The following is a 16,360-nucleotide window of genomic DNA, read 5'->3' on the forward strand; positions in this document are numbered from 1 at the left end:
ATTAGTACACCAGATTCAGCGTCACATCATCGCTGTATAAACCGGCCCTGGCCTCGGCCAGCGCGCCAGCCTCAATGACGCCGTAGAGGGTTTCTGACTGCGTTTGACCGTTACCCGTGCCTTCGATGCCGCCGCTGGCGTTTACCGGCGTTTTCTTACTTTCGTCGGCATACAGCTTATAGGCGATATTTTTCGCGCCGAGGCTACTGTCTTCTGCTTTCAGCCAGAATGTTCCATCGTTTTCGCTGTCGGCGCTGGCGGCAGAAAGCGAAAACGGCGTACCGTTAGTGCACAGCACGCTGAGCTGCGTACTGGCCTGAATCTCGTTGGTTTCGTCGGAACCGTGGCGAGAAAAATTCAGATCGTTAGCCTGCAGCGTGCAGGACTTCAGCACCTCCAGCGAGACGTGCAGCGTGGCGCTGGCCGTGCTGTCAGCCCACGCCAGCGGCGCGACAAGTGCGGATAAACTGAGACAAAGCGCCGGGAGCGCGCGGGAAGAAATTTTCATGTTTTCGTCCTTACGATGACAGGTAAAGCGAACGGCTTTCCATCAGATGCATTTTTCGATGCAGTTCCGCCAGCGTATGGCAATGAAACTTGACCATCGCGTTGCGTCTATGGGTGTAAATGGTTTTCGGCGATTTGTTCATCATTTCGGCAATTTTCACTGTGGAAAATCCCTTAATGATCAATAAACAAACGCTCACTTCTGTTCGGGTCAGTGGCGCATCTTTCTGGATCGTGCGGCGAAAATCAGGGTGACGGAGATGATTGGCAAACTGCTTTAGCGTCAGAGTGTCACGGATTACGCAGATGTTTTCAGGCGGCAGGATTTGCTGCACTTCGCGCAGACGGTTGTCAGGGGTGACGACCAACCATCTTCTGCTGCTGGCATCGTTAAGCATCGTTTCGCGTAGCTGGAACAGACTCTTACTGGAGAGATCGTTGTGCCAGGCAATCGACAGTTGTGGTTCGCCCATCTCGCGGATTAAGTGGCGTAACCCTGACCAGAGATAGTAGTTGTCGCTGTATACAATGAGCTGATAACGCTCTGCAAATGAGGGAGTCATAGTGCTGGTTTATTCCACAGATAACCCTGGCCGTAATGCGCCGTAGAGCGGCAGGCTAATTCGTAATCGTTGACGGTCTCAATGCCTTCTATCAGCACTTCTTCCGCAATCTGTCGGCAACGCTGAGCCAGCTTCAACAGCGGAGTTTGCTGTTCGCGACCGGCCCAGAAGGCGTGTTTGTCGATTTTCGCACCGGAAAAGGCGTAGGCCTGTTCGAGCAGGCAGGTGAGAATGTCGTCATGGACATCGTCGGCCCAGACGGCAATGCCCATTTGACGAAGGGTGGCGATGCGCTCACGTAGCCTGCGGCTTTCGTCAGGGCTGAGCGCGCGGAGACGCTCAAGGTCTGTGAGCTCAATGGCAATCTTTTCCGGCTGACGTACTTCCGCTGCCAGGCGTTCAATGAACCCCTCGCTCAGCAGCACATCCTCACTGGCGTTGAGATAATATTTACCCGTCTGCGTTGTTTGCAGGACGTGAGTGAGCTGAGCAAAAAAGAGGCTGAACCTGTCCTGCAACGATAAGTGACTGAAAAAATGCTCCAGGTCTACCTCATCAGGGGCGGTGGACAACACCTCCCAGGCGATAACGTTTTCACTTTGTAAAACGCGGATAGATTCGAATTTATAACCTGTAAGCATGATAACCGGCGCGTTCGCTTGCCCTGAAAATGAATGTCGGGAAAGCGTAAGGGATTATTTTTCTGCAGGATATTTATAAATATAATTTCTATTTATAAGGTTATTATGACTGGTTTTTTATTTTTTTATAGGTTTATATTTTGTGTTTAAGGGTTAAAGGCGGAATATTATCCCGCCTGATAATGTTAGCTTTGGCCGTTAACCACTTTGATTTCCACCATCCCAATACCGAGCTTACGCGGTGAGTGGCCGAGGATATTGCCTTCGTTTGTGGAAACCGGTTCAGGCGGAACAATCACCAGCGTATCCGCCTCGGAGGGGTTTTCAAAATGAAGCGTGGTGGTGGTGACGTCGTGACCTAACACCAGCGTCTGCTCTTGCTTGCCAACCCGCACCGGAATTGGGCGGTTGGCGTTGTCGCCGAATGCCTTCGCGATGATCACCAGGTCAAATTTTTTCGGCAGCGGCTGCTTGTATTCGATTTTCACCTCATCGCCGAGCTGGGCGTTCGACCAGCGTCCCCACGATTCCGGGCGGGAAATCCCGCTGAACTGCTTCACTTCTTCCGGCGCGCCAGCCACGTTGAAGACAAAACTGTCGGCTTTGTAGCGGATGTCGTTATCAACGATCTTCAGCGTGTCGACGTTGCCTTTATAACGTTCCATGTCGATGAGCGTCTCGTTGAATGCCGTTTTGCCTTTCCACTGCGCTTTGTCGACATGTTGTACGATTTGCTGACCGCCAAGCTGTCCTTGCGACACGCACCAGTCAGTCGAAAGCGCCAGTTCCGGCGCCCACAGCTGGCCCATCTTGTAGCAGCGATCGACCCAGACGAAGTTATCTCGCGGGGCGAAATCGGCAAGCTGGAAGCGCAGCGGTGCGGAGTATTCACTTTCCGGCAGCGGCTCGACGCGCTTGTCGGAGACCCGCAGCAGCAGCGGCAGACGGAAATGACTGCCGGAAAAAGCGATCATGTTTTTATCCCGATCGACGGTGAACGTTTTCATCTCTTTCGGGAAGTTCCACAAACGGATAACGTCCGGCTTCATCGACAGGATTTTTTCTTTGCTGTTAAGGAAGATTTCGGACAAGGACCGACCGGATAAGCTGCTGCGGCCAAGACCGATAAAGTTATCGCCGCCGAGAATATCCAGCACCGTTGCGCCGTTATCCATGGTGTTACGCTTGACCGCCAGCGTCTCCTGCTGCGGCTTGTCGCCACGCAGCACAAAGAACAGATTATTACGATCCTGCTTGTTCAGGTATTTCCATGCGGTGTTGTTCATAGCCAGATGGTCAGAAGAGACCACGATAACGGTGTCTTTAAACCATGGTGACGCTTTGATTTTCTGGATAAAGGCGGCAATGTTTTCCTGGCTGCAGCTTACCGCGCTGAATGACTGGTTCGGCTTACCGTCAAAATCGTAGCGCTTACGATTACAGGTGCGCGAAATAAAGCCATCCGGGTGATGGGTATCGACCGTTAGGGTAAACAGTGAGAAACGCTGGCCGGAACGGGACAGTTCTTCAAACTTCTTCCACGCTTCGTCCAGCACCGTATCGTCGTAAAAGCCCCAGTCGTTGCGGTAGGCCGGATCTGCCACCACGTTTTTTAACTCCTCCGCGCCATACAGATGGTCAAAGCCGTGGGATTTCAGAAATACGTCTTTTCCGGCAAAACGCAGGTTGGCGCCCTGGACAAAATAGTTCTGGTAGCCGGAGTTTTTCAGGATATCCCCCAGACAAATATTCTGCGGGAAGAAACTGGAAACGGACGCCGAGGCGTTACCTTCAAACGGGGCGAACAGCGGAATGCCGCACTGCGAAGCGACCATTCCGGCGATGGTGTAGTCGGTGCCCGGCAGTTGCTGAGTGTGGCTAAAGTCCAGCCCTTCATTTTTCAGCGCCCCCAGTTCCGGGGTCAGATCCGGAAAAGCGTCGTTATCGAAATACGTACGTTCGAGACTTTCACCATAGATGTAAACCAGATTCAGCTTCGGGTCAGGAATACGCTTCGCAGGCTCTTTATAGTATGTCGCGAAATCAGGATCGCCATCGCGGGTCTGGGATTTTACCAGTTCGGTGATCTGGCGAAAGGCCGGGCTGGCATCCACTGAACCGAGAGCCAGCAGCAATGCCAGCAGGCTGTAGCCAAAATGGTGCGGGTGGTGGCGACGACGGCGCAGCACCCAGCCCAGCGCGCCAAAGACCGCCACTAATGCCAGCGCAATGCCGACGCCTGGCAGGATGTACTTGCCCACGCCTGCCCCCGTCAGACTGTTGGTCAACGTGTAGAGCACTGCGTCGTTAATGCCGTCACCGGTAAAATAGTCGCTGGCGTAGAGCGTGATATTTAAAATCACAAACAGCCCCAGCACGGTTAATGTTGCGGCAAACCACCAGGTGTTGCGACCCGCTTTCCACGCATAAATGAATACGGAAGCGAGAAACAGAACGATGGAAAGTAACTCAGACAACAGACGATCCTCACGAATAGCCTTCTTGCAGAAAGGCGCTTAACCAGGCGTTGGCTGGCAGTGAATCTTTTTTCAGGAAGTACAATGTAATGGGGTTGTCACTTAGCTGCAATTCTAGTGACATATTAATGCGATGTTATTCAGAATTGGTTTAGAAATAGACTTTTTTGATCGCTGTCACTTCCCGCTATACGGGGGACGAGAGGGGGAAAAGGATAAAAAGAAGCGGCAAACGCCGCGCCAGCAGGGAGACAGCTGAAACGCGGCTTCTGGCGTCAGGAAATGAAGTTCATTCCCTGCTTTAGCACCAGGTCACAGGCTTTCGTTTTCACTTTTTCCGCCAGCGGCGTGCTGCCGATAGTGTTGAGGTTAAGCTGTTGGCCGTCTTTGGTATTCAGCAGACCCTGAATGCCGTCCAGATAGTGAGTGTCCTGCTTCTGCTCTGTCGCACCCAGCCCGAGTTTATCCAGTACCTGATTTTTCACGTTTTCCGCGTCGGTTACTGAGGCCAGTTTCTGCTTCGCGCAGTACTGTAAAATACCTGCGGCGTTGTTCATATTGTTCGCGCTCAGCGCCTGATTGCCGCCGTTAAGCAGGCTGGTCAGGGAAGAAAGCGACGTTCCGCTCTGGGAAGAAGAGGCGCTTTGCTTGCTCAGTTCATTGGCGGCGCTGGAAAGCGACTCCTGCCAGGAGGCGGCAAAGGTGCTGGTGGCGATAAACACGCTGGCGGTTACCGCGCAGCCCAGAAGGTATTTAGCTGTTTTCATCATACTGACTCATGTAAGGAAGTTATCGGTATGGCGGATTATCCGGCCTGATGACATGAATCGCAGACCGGATAAGCGTAGCGCCATCAGGCACGTTTAGCGCAGTATAGCGCTGTGAAAGGTAAGAATGGTCTTAGAACCCGCCCATCAGGCTATTAATACTCTTTACCGGTGACCCGGCTGCGAAAGCTGTCCCAGTTGAAGATCACCCACAGGCTGTTGCCGAGCCGCATACGATCCATCACCCGCTCGCCCAGCAATTTGGTCATTTCCTCCATGTTGCTGTTAGTGAGCATGCCGGTCGGACGCTTGGAGGAAGAGCGCCGATCGACGATCTGATTAATGATCACTTTTTCGTAGCGTGACTCTGTCTGTACGCCGATCTCGTCGATCACCAGCAGATCGACGTTACTGAGATCGTTTAGCAACTGCTCTTCACTGGTTTCCCGGTTGCTGAAGGTCTCTTTCATCGCGGACATAATATCCGCGACGGTAATGATCAGCACCGATTTGCCGCGCAGCAACAGTTCATTGCAAATGGCTGCCGCCAGATGATTCTTTCCGGTTCCCGGCTTGCCCGAAAAGATAAAGCTGGCGATGTTGCCGTCAAATTCTTCAACGTACTGGCGCGCTTTGCTGAGCGCGTTCATCTGTCCTTCACATTCAACATGATAGTTATCGAAGGAGCAGTTTTGATGCAATGGACGAATGCCGGAACGGTTAAAGGTACGCTGCATTTTCATCGCCCGGTTTTCGCGGGCCAGCGCCGCTGCGCGGATTTCACCTTGCTGTTTCTGCCATGCCAGCAGCTCTTCACCCGTTTTGAATGCAGGTTCGATGTGTGCTGGCATCATTTTTTGCAGACGTTTCATCAGATCGCCAACGTTTTTCATTGTTACCCTCTAAAACCCGGTGGAATTTGATTGTCAGGTTCGCTGACCGTGTTGACGTCGCGCTTCGGTAACCCGCCGTTGCTGGCGCGGCCTATCTGTACGCTGCGCGCCAGTTTTTGCTGCCACTGGACATGATGAAAGACTTTGCCTTCCGCCTGCCAGTAAGCCACGAACGCGGCCAGCTCTTCGGCGGTGACCGGCTCGCGTAGCGCCACGCCCCAAAGCGCGGCCTGACGCTGAAAGTCGTCGTCCGGGCGCCAGTCGGGATACATCGCAAATTTCCCCAGCGGCACGCTAACCGGCACCGGCTGCGGCTCTTCATACAGCTGAGCGTCCAGCGTCACGTCGCAACCCGGACGGGCTAGTTTATCTTCAAGCGCCAGTAGTTGCGCCAGACGCGCCGGAGTGACCGCGTAAAAGGCCGGGGCGTTATTGGCGAACACCGCTACCGCGCCGCCTTCGGATTTTGCCAGCACCGTCTGGTGGTCATGTAATAGGGCGTCAATACCAATGACGTCCGGGGTTAAAATTCTGGATGACATAACGTTTCTCAATACGGACTGCAACCGAGAAGGGACTCTGCTTCTATAGTAACACACCGGGGCGGGCGAGCGGCAGGGAGGAACCTGCCGCCAGGATTATACGCGTGGACGCTTGCGGTAAAGCCACAGGCCGGGTACCGACAGGCCGATCGACAGCGCGCCGACAATCGACGACGCCTTGAGGAAATTGGTCAGCAACGTGATCATCAGCGCCTCGCTGTAACCAAAGTGGCTGATTTTTACCGCGGAAATCATCGCCGTGTAGGCGGAAATGCCGGGGAACATCGGGATCACCGCTGCAACGGTAAATACTTTTGGATGCGCCAGATACCAGCGCGACCATTGAATGCCGATGCTGCCGATCAGCAGTGAGGCGACAAAAGTCGACCACTCAATATTGAAACCCGCGCTCATCATCACCATGCGCGAGCCGTGTCCGAGTGCGCCAAGCAACGCACACCAGGGCAGCGCGCGGTGCGGCACGTTAAACACCATCGCGAAACCCATCGCCGGTATGGCGGAAAGCGCCATGTCCTGCATCAGCGCGAGAATAAAATCGATTATACCCATCCGCGAAGCCCCCACAGTGTTAATGCCATCACCACCCCCACGCAGGTCGCCAGCGTCAGCAGGCTGGCGATAGCCCAGCGCGCCAGCCCGGTGTTGATGTGCCCCTTGAACATATCCGCTACGGCGTTGATCAGTGGAAAACCAGGCACCAGCAGCAGGACGCTGGCGGCCATCGCCACCGTGGGCGTCAGGCGGAAGGCCGGCAGGTGCAGCAATAAACCGGAAATTGTGGTGGCGACAAATGCCGTAATACAAAAGTTGATCTGCGGATGCAGATGGCGGTGCGCCAGCAGCTGTCGGATATACATCGCGACCATGCTGGCGATGAAGGTGATCGCCGCGCCGTCCCAGCCGCCGTTGTTCAGCTTACAGAAACAAGCGCAGGACAGGCCGACCATCAACGAGACCAGCCACCGCGGGTAACGTAACGGTCTGAGCTGGCTAAAGCGCTTCTCGACGCCTTTGTAATCCAGCAACTTATGTTCAGCGAGGATCACAATATGTTGAACCTCTGTCACCACATGCATGTTGATCCCGCGGTCCTGGTTTTTACGCGTTGAGGTCAGGCATTGCCCGTCTTTGATGGTGGTCAGGACGATGGCGTTTGAGGAGATAGCGCTTTCCACGCTGTCCATGCCCAGTGCCAGACCGAGGCGGGTGGAGAGTTCATCAACCAGCGCGCTTTCCGCACCGTGTTGCAGTAAAAAAAGCCCGCACTGAATGCACAACCGTGTAACCGTTCGCTGAAATGACTGCTCTTCTTGCATGACTCGCCCTGACTGAAAAGACGCGTTGCGTACTGACTGATGACGAAAGACTTCTTTGTATCATGAAGCGGACGTTTTTTGGCTCCCGCTGAGATCAATCTTTATGTTGAAAAAAGAACCAGTTCTCTGCAGATGAGAATTTGAACTGCGCCACACTTTTATCAAATCGGTGAAAAGTGCAATTTTTGTCCGCATTTTGACCTTCTTTTTCGTCGCGTGCTTATCAAAAATGCAATTTGAAACTTTTGATCAACATTGTTTAAACAAATAATCAACTATAAGCTGGGGGACGCGATGAAAACTCAGGTCGCCATTATTGGCGCAGGGCCTTCCGGCCTGTTGCTCGGGCAATTGCTGCATAAGGCGGGGATCCGCACGCTTATCATTGAACGCCAGACGCCGGAGTATGTGCTTGGCCGGATCCGCGCGGGCATTCTGGAAAGCGGGACCGTAGATCTTTTGCGCGAAGCGGGAGCCGCCCGACGCATGGACAATGAAGGGCTGGTACATCATGGCGTTGAGTTTATCTTCGACGGTAAACGTATCCCCGTGGCGCTGAGCGAATTAACCGGTGGAAAAAGCGTGATGGTTTACGGCCAAACGGAAGTCACGCGGGACTTAATGCAGGAACGTGGCGAATGTGGAGCGCCCACGATTTATGGCGTGCAGCAGGTAGACATTCACGACGCCAAAAGCGATCGCCCGTACGTCACGTTTGAAAAGGAGGGGGAGAAGTGTCGTGTGGATTGTGACTTCATCGCCGGTTGCGATGGCTTTCACGGCGTCTCGCGGCAAAGTATTCCGCGCGAGGCGATCCGCGAGTATGAAAGTCTTTGGCCTTTTGGTTGGCTGGGGCTGCTCTCCGACACGCCACCGGTGAATCCGGAGCTGATTTACGCCCATCATGAACGCGGGTTCGTGCTCTGTAGTCAGCGCTCACTAACAAGAAGCCGTTACTATTTGCAGGTGCCGCTTAGCGAGCAGGTTGAGGCCTGGAGCGATGAGCGCTTCTGGGACGAACTCAAACGGCGGCTGCCGGACGGATTAGCACAAAAGGTAGTGACGGGTCACTCACTGGAAAAAAGTATCGCGCCGCTACGCAGCTACGTCGTGGAACCAATGCAGTATGGTCGGCTGTTCCTGGTTGGCGACGCGGCGCATATCGTTCCGCCCACCGGGGCGAAGGGCCTGAATCTTGCCGCCTCGGATGTGAACTATTTATGGCGTATTCTGACGCAATATTACCAGCATGGGCGGGGCGACCTGCTGGCAAGCTATTCACGCCTGGCCCTTAACCGGGTCTGGAAAGGGGAAAGATTCAGTTGGTTTATGACTCACCTGCTGCATGATTTTCAGGACAAGAGCGATTTCGACCGCAAGATGCAGGAGGCGGATCGGCAATATTATCTTGGGTCTGTCGCCGGACTGACGACCATTGCGGAAAACTACGTCGGGCTGCCATACGAAAAAGTGGGTTAACGAGAAGGAGAGAAGATGCCATTCACTGATGGGGTTCCCGTTTTCAAACTGTATGGCGAACAACAGGGGTGGCCGACGCCGGAATTGCTGCACTGTGAGTCGATCCATCAGCGCAGCAGCCTGCATGAATGGCACATCCGGGTGCACCAGCACGCCGAGATTGTCCAGCTTCTCTATTTGCACCGGGGGGAGGCGACGATCGAGGTTGAAGGACTCTCGACGGTCATGCGGGAGCCCTGCCTGCAGGTGGTGCCTGCGCTGTGCGTGCATGGCTTTCGTTTCTCACCGGGAACCCAGGGCTATGTGCTCTCGCTTGCCCTGCCGCTGATAAGCCGCCTGGAGGCGCAGTTTCCACAGCCGCTCTCTTTGCTCAGCGCCCCGCAGTGCGTGCAGGTGGGACACTCCCGTCGCCATATTCACAGCCTGTTTTCGGCGTTACGTAAGGAATACCAGACGGATCATGAGGCGCGGGAAATGATGCTGTTTGCGTTGCTGAGCGCGCTACTGGTCTGGCTGCGTCGGCAACATCGACCGGCAATACAACAGGACGACAAACTGGCGCGCAGACGTAGCGCAATGCGTCTTTTTGCGCGCCAGATCGAAAGTCATTATCGCGAGCACCTCCCGCTGGGGGAATATGCGCGTCGGGTGGGACTCTCCGCGAATTACCTTAATCAGTTATGCCGTGAATTTCATAATTGCAGTGCATTAATCGTCGTGCATCAGCGCATCATGCTGGAAGCCAAACGCAGTCTGCAATATACCAGCATGACCATCAACCAGATCTCAGATTACCTGGGGTTTAGCGATGTGACTTACTTTTCGCGTTTCTTTAAAAAAAATGAAAATATGTCGCCTAAAGCATTTCGTGAATTAATGAAACAAATCCGTTATCTCAAAAAGGATTAGTAATGCTAATTTATAATTTAAGAATATTTTAATGTCTCATTCTGGATTTATGGTTAAATATTGACGGGGCAGGATTGCATTATACTACGTGGATAGTTGTATAATCGCCCATATGAATTCTGAAAGAAAACCAGGGATTAACAATTCATACTGATTATTGTTATGTTTATTTGTATTGCGTTGAATAATGTTTTTCTGCGCAAATTGCAAAAATAACAGGGCGATAACGGCTATGGGATGTGGAGGATATATGTTGCCAGGATGCTGCAAAAACGGAATTATTATCAGCAAAGTACCGGTCATTCAGGCTGGACTGAATGGGGTGATGCATCGGCATTTCCCGGAATATGACGTCTCCACCTGTCGCGCTGTCGACGAACTTACGTTATTACAACTTCGTCGTTCTAACGTTGTCATCGCCGATCTTACCGGAGAGTGCCGCCATCCGCGCACTATCTGTGAACAGTTCTCCACCCTGATCTCTCAGTATCGCGATATCCATTGGGTTTTTCTCGTCTCACGCGCCTGGTATCCGCAGGCGGTGGAATTGCTAATGTGCCCATCCAGTACGCTGCTGTCCGATGTGGAACCGATTGAAAACCTGGTCAACACCTTGCGTGCAGGCAGCAAACATCCTGACAGCGTGAGCCAAACGTTGCTGTCGCCAGAACACGTCGAGCACGCGGAATTTGGTTCGCGTTCTATTATTTTAACGCTCTCCGAGCGAAAAGTGCTGCGCTTGTTAGGCAAGGGATGGGGCATCAATCAGATCGCGATGCTGCTAAAGAAAAGTAATAAAACCATCAGCGCCCAGAAAAATAGCGCGATGCGCCGTTTATCAATCAACAGCAACGCTGAGATGTACGCCTGGATTAACAGTTCTCAAGGAGCGAGAGAGCTGAATTTACCTTCTGTATATGGAGATACGCCAGAATGGAAAACCGAAGCTATGCGGGAAATGTCGCACTCATAGAAAAATGTGTTATGAGCGGTATTGGTATTCAGGATTTATTTAAAACAAATACTGAATATCACTATAAACTGCACCTTTACTCGACACGAGATGAATTTCTACAGGCGATGAACACAACGACATTTTCTGCCGTTATTTTCTCGCTTTCTTCAATCAGAAAAGATCGCCGGATGGGGTTAATGTGTCTGGCTGAACTGGCCACCAATTTTCCCCGTATGCGACGTCTGGTGATTGCCGATGATAACGTCGAAGCGCGATTAATCGGCGCGCTGTCGCCGTCGCCGCTGGACGGCGTTCTCAGTAAAGAGGCGTCGCTGCCGGTATTACAGGAAGCATTATTTACGGCGCTTAGCGGTACCCGCCGAATTAATGAAAGTAATCATAATCTCTGGTATCTCACACAGAGTCGGATGCTCAGCCCTACTGAGCGTGAAATTTTGCGTTTTATGTCCCACGGTTACTCTATGCCTGAAATCGCCGTTGAGCTTGAGCGAAATATTAAAACCATTCGGGCGCATAAATTTAATGTGATGTCGAAACTGGGCGTCAGTTCGGACGCCGGTTTGCTGAACGCGGCGGATATTCTGCTGTAGGCGCGGGAATCGCGCTTCTCTTAAGAGGAATGCGCACGGTTGACCTTCACTGGCAGACATCCACCCAGGTCGCTGAGGTCAGTTCAGCCATCCGTTCTGGTGAAATGCGGATAGCGCTATGGATTGCGCCAGCGGCGGGAAGCACTTCGGTATACGTCTTTAGCGACACATCACAATAAACCGGTAACGGCGTCTCCAGGCCAAACGGGCAAACGCCGCCAACCGGGTGACCCGTCGCGTTCACCACTTCATCACAACTGAGCATTCGGGCCTTCGCGCCAAAGGTACTTTTAAGTTTTTTATTGTCCAGTCGCGCGTCGCCTTTCGCGACGATCAGTACGATCATGTCTTTGACTTTTAGCGACAGGGTTTTTGCGATCTGTCCCGGTTGCACATTGTGCGCTTTTGCCGCGAGATCAACCGTGGCGGTGCTTTGCTCTAATTCAATGATTTCAATATCGGGCGCATGTTCGGCCAGAAACTGCCGTACGGATTGCAAACTCATTCTTTTCTCCTGACACCATTCGACGGTTTTCCAGTGTGTGCAAAACCGCTGGCGTAATTTGTCATAAGACAGGCGCCGCTGTAAATATTTTAATGTAACAAACCAGTAACATAGACGTTTTTTCGATCCTCTTCACATTCACGGAAACCGGTTACCGTAACCGGTTGCAGTACGCGAAAGGGCGATTAATACTGCAGTTGTCACTTCCTCTGTATCACATAAAAAGAGCCACTTATGAAATCTACCAACCATGCAGTCTTTAATGTGATTTTCCGGTTCGTCGAAAACTACGTCAGCCCTGTCGCGGGGCGTATTTCGTCACAACGTCATGTCATGGCTATTCGCGACGGCTTTATTTCTGCGATGCCGTTTATGATTGTTGGATCGTTTCTGTTGGTTTTCGCCTATCCGCCGTTTTCCCCCGACACCACCTGGGGTTTTGCCAGAGGCTGGTTGGATCTGGCAAAGCAGTTTGAAGGACAAATCCTTACCCCGTTCGATATGACGATGGGGATCATGTCTATCTACATCTGCGCGGCGATTGCGTACAACCTCGGAAAACACTATGCGAAGTCACATCAGCTTGATCCCTTTATGTGCGCAATGTTGGCGATTATGGCTTTTTTATTGATCGCCGCGCCAAAAACGAAGGGGACGTTGCCGGTTGACAGTCTTGGCGGTACAGGTATTTTTACGGCGATTCTGGTGGCGATTTATTGCGTTGAGATGATGCGTTTTCTGAAGACGCATAACATCGGTATTCGCTTACCGGATCAGGTGCCGCCGATGATCAAAAACTCCTTCGATCTGTTGATCCCCGTGCTGGTCGTTGTGTTGACGTTGTATCCACTCAGCTTGCTGATCCAGGCGCAGTTCGACATGTTGATCCCGCAGGCGATCATGGCCATCTTTAAACCCCTGGTTTCGGCAGCCGATTCGTTGCCGGCAATTTTATTGGCGGTGCTGATTGGGCATCTGCTGTGGTTTGCGGGCATCCATGGCGCGGCGATCGTCTCCGGGATGCTGCAAATGTTCTGGCTGACCAATCTCGGCATGAACCAGACGGCGCTGGCGCAGGGCGCGCCGTTACCGCACATTTTTATGGAGGCGTTCTGGACCTTCTTCATTGTCATTGGCGGTTCAGGAGCGACGATGGGGCTGGTGATTTGTTACCTTCGCAGCCGTTCCGTACATCTGCGTTCGATTGGTCGCTTAAGCGTGGTGCCCAGCATCTTCAATATCAACGAACCGGTGATATTTGGTACGCCCATCGTGATGAATCCAGTGTTCTTCATTCCTTTTCTGCTGGCGCCCATGGTCAACGCCATCATCGCATGGGCAGCCATGCAGTTTGATCTGATTGGTCGGGTGATTTCGGTGGTGCCGTGGACGGCGCCTGCGCCGGTGGGGGCGGCATGGGCATTAGGCTGGGATTATCGCGCGGCGATCCTGGTAGTGCTGTTGGCGCTGGTCTCCGCCATTATCTACTTCCCTTTCTTTAAGGTATATGAGAAGCAGTTACTGGCGCAGGAAGCGGAAGAAGCGCAGCGAACTGACGCCGAAAGCGAGCAGATTGCGTTATAACGGTCCGGGAGCGAAAGCTCCCGGCTTATTTCAGCGTGCAGTCGCCGCATTGCTGCACGTCGGGCAGGCGGTAACGTTGGCAGCACGTGCGGCGTACCAGTACGCCTTCGCGCGGGACAACGGTCCGCCAGAGTGGGTTATCAGTGCCGCAGGAAAGCTGTTTTTCGAAGAAGCAGGCATGGCGAAGCGCGTGAAGTAACTCTTCGCCAAGCAGCGGTTTCATCTCGTTGAGGTACCAGTGAATAAGGTAACCGGTATTGCTCCAGATGAGTTTACCGTTAATTTCGCCCGTGGCCTCAAGAGCCTGGACGACAGGCGTTAGCGCCTGTTTGATCAGGATTTCAATGCGCATCTGCGGAGAGCATTCCGTCGCCTGACGATCCGGATGAACGTCAATCCAGAAGCACGCGGCGCGACCCGTTTCATGAAACTCCACGTGCACATGCTCGGGAGAGACATCGATGGCCGTTTCCTGCGTTAATAAGGCAAGCATCAACGGCGGCACCATCAAACCGATATACCACTGCGCCCACAGCGATAGCAGTGGCTTGTTTTCTCGCGGCTGCGTGGGCTGGTTGCGATAAATATGGTCGGAATAGACCGCCAGCAATGACTGCAGCTCATTTGGTCGACACCATTGCGCCAGAGTCATAGCAGACTGGGGAGCAGGTTCGTCCAGACGAATGAAATCCAGCAGGTGCTCGCGTGTCTGGGCGATAGTTGCGCGTACGGCCTCCGCCAGCGAAGGGCGCTGCGGCTGCAGAGGCGTTCGCCAGATGACGTTATCAATGACGGATGCGGAACGATAAGCCATAGTCTGGATAATAATCTAAATGATAATGATTGCTAATCCTAGCTATAGGCATAACCGATAGCAAGCGCTTTGTCAGGCTTGCTTCTCACGCCGCACGATTACACCATACCGCGTCAGGCGATACCGGGATCGCTGCTGGCTAAAATATGGTTACGTCCCAGATGCTTGGCTTTATAAAGCGCTTTGTCCGCACTGCTAATGGCGCTTTCGATCTCTCTGCCTGTCAGCGGCGCGATACCAATACTGATCGTGACGTTGGTCGCGACGCTTTCATTAAACATGTGTGGGATCTTAAGGTCATACACGCTTTGACGAATACGCTCAGCGGCGGCATGCGCCTGCTGCGGATCGGCTGCCGTCAGCAAAACCATAAATTCCTCGCCGCCAAAGCGAGCAACCACATCACGCGAACGTACGGCGTCGCGAATAGCCGCGGATACGCGCATCAGCGCCTGATCGCCCATCATGTGTCCGTAATGGTCGTTGTAGGCTTTGAAATGGTCGATATCGATCAGCAACACGTAATGCTCATCGGTATCCGTCTCAAGAAGGGTCTCCAGACGGTGTTGAAGTCCCCGCCGGTTGTATAACCCCGTTAAAGGATCGAGCATGCTGAGGTCGTTCAACGTCTCTTTTTCCGCCAACAGTTTGTACATCAGCTGCTGGGCGAAATCATCGTAACGTTTTTGGATTGCATGCTGAATCGCCACTCCCGCCATGGGCAACGCCAGGAAATAGAGGATCCGCAGGCCCTGTTCATTGCCGTTTAACCACAGGCAGACCAGTACGGAGGGCAGCGAGTGAAGCGTAAAAGCGACAATATTATTGGCAAATGAAATAGATCCGATGAATAAAACAGTCAGTAACGCCATCAGCAGGAAAGTGTCGTCCGGAGACGGGAGCTCGGTGTATTTCAACGTAATATGCGCCGCCCATAGCCCGCCAAACGCGAAAGAAACGATCGGTAAATTAATCCTTTGATTGGCGTGTCTACCGTGCCACGCGAGGAGGGCCGCGCTCAGCGCCAGAATAACAATACCCGGCACTGAGACGGTTTTAATCTGATAGATCGGATAAGCGATAGCAAACAAAGCGGAAACGGCGTTAAGAAACAAAAACAGACGGAGAGAGAGCTGATATTTTTTAGCGCGCAGGGAAAGCCAGGATTGTGCAGTCATGTCTTAATTCATTATTTATCTAACAATTACACTGTTCAGGCCACGTGAAAAAAGCGAGAAGTCGCTCGCTCAAAGTAAGAGGTATTTGCTTTCTATGTTTACCGCTGCGCAATTTATCACCTTAAAGAATTCATGTCATCAATGCTTAAGTAAAGCTGATGTCAGGGTGTGCAACGGCGTACTGACAAATGAGAAAGTTTATCATATGATATTGGTTATCATTATCAGTGTTAGAGGTGAAACCATGTTGCAACGGGCGCTGGGCAGTGGTTGGGGAGTATTACTGCCGGGGATCGTGATTGCCGGACTGGCGTTTGCCGATCTTTCCCTTGAGGTCTGGAAGACCATTATTGTATTAGGGCTATTACTCACTCCGGTGATGCTGTATCACAAACACCTGCGGCATTTTGTTCTGTTGCCATCATGCGTTGCGTTGATCGGTGGAATGATGCTGGTAATGATGAATTTGAATCAGGGATAAACAACGGGGAACAGCAGAAGGGAGGCCGTAAGATAATTGGTGCGAGGGGGGGGACTTGAACCCCCACGTCCGTAAGGACACTAACACCTGAAGCTAGCGCGTCTACCAATTCCGCCA

General features: G+C 52.6%; 18 protein-coding genes. 6 read left to right on the forward strand and 12 right to left on the reverse strand.

Going from position 1 to position 16,360, the window contains the following annotated elements; genetic code table 11:
- Position 1: 1 nt before the first annotated feature.
- From OGY07_RS12205 to OGY07_RS12245, 9 genes are all read right to left on the reverse strand, one after another.
- Positions 2–508 (reverse strand): Csu type fimbrial protein, encoded by a 507-nt coding sequence (locus tag OGY07_RS12205; protein ID WP_042292287.1) that lies wholly within the window; start codon positions 506–508, stop codon positions 2–4.
- Between the two features lie 10 nt (positions 509–518).
- Positions 519–1,070, reverse strand: coding sequence for a helix-turn-helix domain-containing protein (locus tag OGY07_RS12210; protein WP_286600834.1), 552 nt, complete (start codon positions 1,068–1,070; stop codon positions 519–521).
- On the reverse strand, positions 1,067–1,711 hold the full coding sequence (locus OGY07_RS12215) for an EAL domain-containing protein (protein ID WP_286600839.1): 645 nt from the start codon (positions 1,709–1,711) through the stop codon (positions 1,067–1,069). The genes OGY07_RS12210 and OGY07_RS12215 overlap by 4 nt, the downstream gene beginning before the upstream one ends.
- A gap of 185 nt (positions 1,712–1,896) precedes the next feature.
- Positions 1,897–4,188 (reverse strand): phosphatidylglycerol--membrane-oligosaccharide glycerophosphotransferase, encoded by a 2,292-nt coding sequence (gene opgB, locus OGY07_RS12220; RefSeq protein ID WP_286600841.1) that lies wholly within the window; start codon positions 4,186–4,188, stop codon positions 1,897–1,899.
- 275 nt (positions 4,189–4,463) lie between these two features.
- Complete coding sequence (locus OGY07_RS12225; RefSeq protein ID WP_072015037.1) at positions 4,464–4,958, reverse strand: YjjA family protein; 495 nt, start codon at positions 4,956–4,958, stop codon at positions 4,464–4,466.
- Positions 4,959–5,110: 152 nt separating this feature from the next.
- Positions 5,111–5,848: a replicative helicase loader DnaC gene (gene dnaC / locus OGY07_RS12230; RefSeq protein ID WP_042292276.1), complete on the reverse strand. Its 738-nt coding sequence runs from the start codon at positions 5,846–5,848 to the stop codon at positions 5,111–5,113.
- Positions 5,849–5,850: 2 nt separating this feature from the next.
- Positions 5,851–6,390 (reverse strand): primosomal protein DnaT, encoded by a 540-nt coding sequence (dnaT, locus tag OGY07_RS12235; RefSeq protein ID WP_042292273.1) that lies wholly within the window; start codon positions 6,388–6,390, stop codon positions 5,851–5,853.
- A gap of 96 nt (positions 6,391–6,486) precedes the next feature.
- Positions 6,487–6,960: a threonine/serine exporter gene (locus tag OGY07_RS12240; protein ID WP_042292271.1), complete on the reverse strand. Its 474-nt coding sequence runs from the start codon at positions 6,958–6,960 to the stop codon at positions 6,487–6,489.
- Positions 6,951–7,727, reverse strand: coding sequence for a threonine/serine exporter family protein (locus tag OGY07_RS12245; RefSeq protein WP_042292269.1), 777 nt, complete (start codon positions 7,725–7,727; stop codon positions 6,951–6,953). Before OGY07_RS12245 ends, OGY07_RS12240 begins: the two co-directional genes overlap by 10 nt.
- A gap of 294 nt (positions 7,728–8,021) precedes the next feature.
- On the opposite strand from OGY07_RS12245, the gene pobA reads away from it, so the two are divergent.
- From pobA to bglJ, 4 genes are all read left to right on the forward strand, one after another.
- Positions 8,022–9,206, forward strand: coding sequence for a 4-hydroxybenzoate 3-monooxygenase (gene pobA / locus OGY07_RS12250; RefSeq protein ID WP_042292266.1), 1,185 nt, complete (start codon positions 8,022–8,024; stop codon positions 9,204–9,206).
- 15 nt (positions 9,207–9,221) lie between these two features.
- The gene (locus OGY07_RS12255) at positions 9,222–10,115 is read left to right on the forward strand and encodes a helix-turn-helix domain-containing protein (protein WP_286600849.1); all 894 of its coding nucleotides are present in this window, start codon (positions 9,222–9,224) and stop codon (positions 10,113–10,115) included.
- Between the two features lie 250 nt (positions 10,116–10,365).
- Positions 10,366–11,088, forward strand: a complete 723-nt coding sequence (locus OGY07_RS12260) for a helix-turn-helix domain-containing protein (protein ID WP_205612337.1) — start codon at positions 10,366–10,368, stop codon at positions 11,086–11,088.
- Positions 11,049–11,681, forward strand: coding sequence for a DNA-binding transcriptional activator BglJ (bglJ, locus tag OGY07_RS12265; protein ID WP_060570311.1), 633 nt, complete (start codon positions 11,049–11,051; stop codon positions 11,679–11,681). The genes OGY07_RS12260 and bglJ overlap by 40 nt, the downstream gene beginning before the upstream one ends.
- A 46-nt stretch (positions 11,682–11,727) precedes the next feature.
- Here the strand turns inward: bglJ and OGY07_RS12270 are convergent, their stop codons facing one another.
- Positions 11,728–12,186, reverse strand: a complete 459-nt coding sequence (locus tag OGY07_RS12270; protein ID WP_286600853.1) for a YbaK/EbsC family protein — start codon at positions 12,184–12,186, stop codon at positions 11,728–11,730.
- 234 nt (positions 12,187–12,420) lie between these two features.
- Here OGY07_RS12270 and OGY07_RS12275 point away from each other — a divergent pair, with 234 nt between their 5' ends.
- Positions 12,421–13,770 (forward strand): PTS sugar transporter subunit IIC, encoded by a 1,350-nt coding sequence (locus OGY07_RS12275; RefSeq protein WP_042292252.1) that lies wholly within the window; start codon positions 12,421–12,423, stop codon positions 13,768–13,770.
- A gap of 25 nt (positions 13,771–13,795) precedes the next feature.
- Here the strand turns inward: OGY07_RS12275 and fhuF are convergent, their stop codons facing one another.
- On the reverse strand, positions 13,796–14,584 hold the full coding sequence (gene fhuF / locus OGY07_RS12280; protein WP_042292249.1) for a siderophore-iron reductase FhuF: 789 nt from the start codon (positions 14,582–14,584) through the stop codon (positions 13,796–13,798).
- Between the two features lie 113 nt (positions 14,585–14,697).
- Entirely contained in the window at positions 14,698–15,762 is a 1,065-nt protein-coding gene (locus OGY07_RS12285; protein WP_286600856.1) for a GGDEF domain-containing protein, read from the reverse strand.
- A 205-nt stretch (positions 15,763–15,967) separates the two neighbouring features.
- Here OGY07_RS12285 and OGY07_RS12290 point away from each other — a divergent pair, with 205 nt between their 5' ends.
- On the forward strand, positions 15,968–16,243 hold the full coding sequence (locus OGY07_RS12290) for a DUF1435 domain-containing protein (protein ID WP_042292378.1): 276 nt from the start codon (positions 15,968–15,970) through the stop codon (positions 16,241–16,243).
- Positions 16,244–16,360 lie beyond the last annotated feature (117 nt).

Source organism: Citrobacter sp. Cs237 (assembly GCF_030332325.1).
Taxonomy (GTDB): domain Bacteria; phylum Pseudomonadota; class Gammaproteobacteria; order Enterobacterales; family Enterobacteriaceae; genus Citrobacter_A; species Citrobacter_A sedlakii.

Bases quoted from the DNA above. Each gene is read 5' to 3' on its own strand.
- OGY07_RS12255 (WP_286600849.1), top strand. From the start codon at position 9,222: ATGCCATTCACTGATGGGGTTCCCGTTTTCAAACTGTATGGCGAACAA.
- dnaC (WP_042292276.1), bottom strand. From the start codon at position 5,848: ATGAAAAACGTTGGCGATCTGATGAAACGTCTGCAAAAAATGATGCCA.
- fhuF (WP_042292249.1), bottom strand. From the start codon at position 14,584: ATGGCTTATCGTTCCGCATCCGTCATTGATAACGTCATCTGGCGAACG.
- OGY07_RS12285 (WP_286600856.1), bottom strand. From the start codon at position 15,762: ATGACTGCACAATCCTGGCTTTCCCTGCGCGCTAAAAAATATCAGCTC.
- OGY07_RS12270 (WP_286600853.1), bottom strand. From the start codon at position 12,186: ATGAGTTTGCAATCCGTACGGCAGTTTCTGGCCGAACATGCGCCCGAT.
- OGY07_RS12245 (WP_042292269.1), bottom strand. From the start codon at position 7,727: ATGCAAGAAGAGCAGTCATTTCAGCGAACGGTTACACGGTTGTGCATT.
- dnaT (WP_042292273.1), bottom strand. From the start codon at position 6,390: ATGTCATCCAGAATTTTAACCCCGGACGTCATTGGTATTGACGCCCTA.
- pobA (WP_042292266.1), top strand. From the start codon at position 8,022: ATGAAAACTCAGGTCGCCATTATTGGCGCAGGGCCTTCCGGCCTGTTG.
- OGY07_RS12260 (WP_205612337.1), top strand. From the start codon at position 10,366: ATGTTGCCAGGATGCTGCAAAAACGGAATTATTATCAGCAAAGTACCG.
- OGY07_RS12225 (WP_072015037.1), bottom strand. From the start codon at position 4,958: ATGATGAAAACAGCTAAATACCTTCTGGGCTGCGCGGTAACCGCCAGC.
- OGY07_RS12205 (WP_042292287.1), bottom strand. From the start codon at position 508: ATGAAAATTTCTTCCCGCGCGCTCCCGGCGCTTTGTCTCAGTTTATCC.
- OGY07_RS12275 (WP_042292252.1), top strand. From the start codon at position 12,421: ATGAAATCTACCAACCATGCAGTCTTTAATGTGATTTTCCGGTTCGTC.
- OGY07_RS12240 (WP_042292271.1), bottom strand. From the start codon at position 6,960: ATGGGTATAATCGATTTTATTCTCGCGCTGATGCAGGACATGGCGCTT.
- OGY07_RS12290 (WP_042292378.1), top strand. From the start codon at position 15,968: ATGATATTGGTTATCATTATCAGTGTTAGAGGTGAAACCATGTTGCAA.
- OGY07_RS12215 (WP_286600839.1), bottom strand. From the start codon at position 1,711: ATGCTTACAGGTTATAAATTCGAATCTATCCGCGTTTTACAAAGTGAA.
- OGY07_RS12210 (WP_286600834.1), bottom strand. From the start codon at position 1,070: ATGACTCCCTCATTTGCAGAGCGTTATCAGCTCATTGTATACAGCGAC.
- bglJ (WP_060570311.1), top strand. From the start codon at position 11,049: ATGGAAAACCGAAGCTATGCGGGAAATGTCGCACTCATAGAAAAATGT.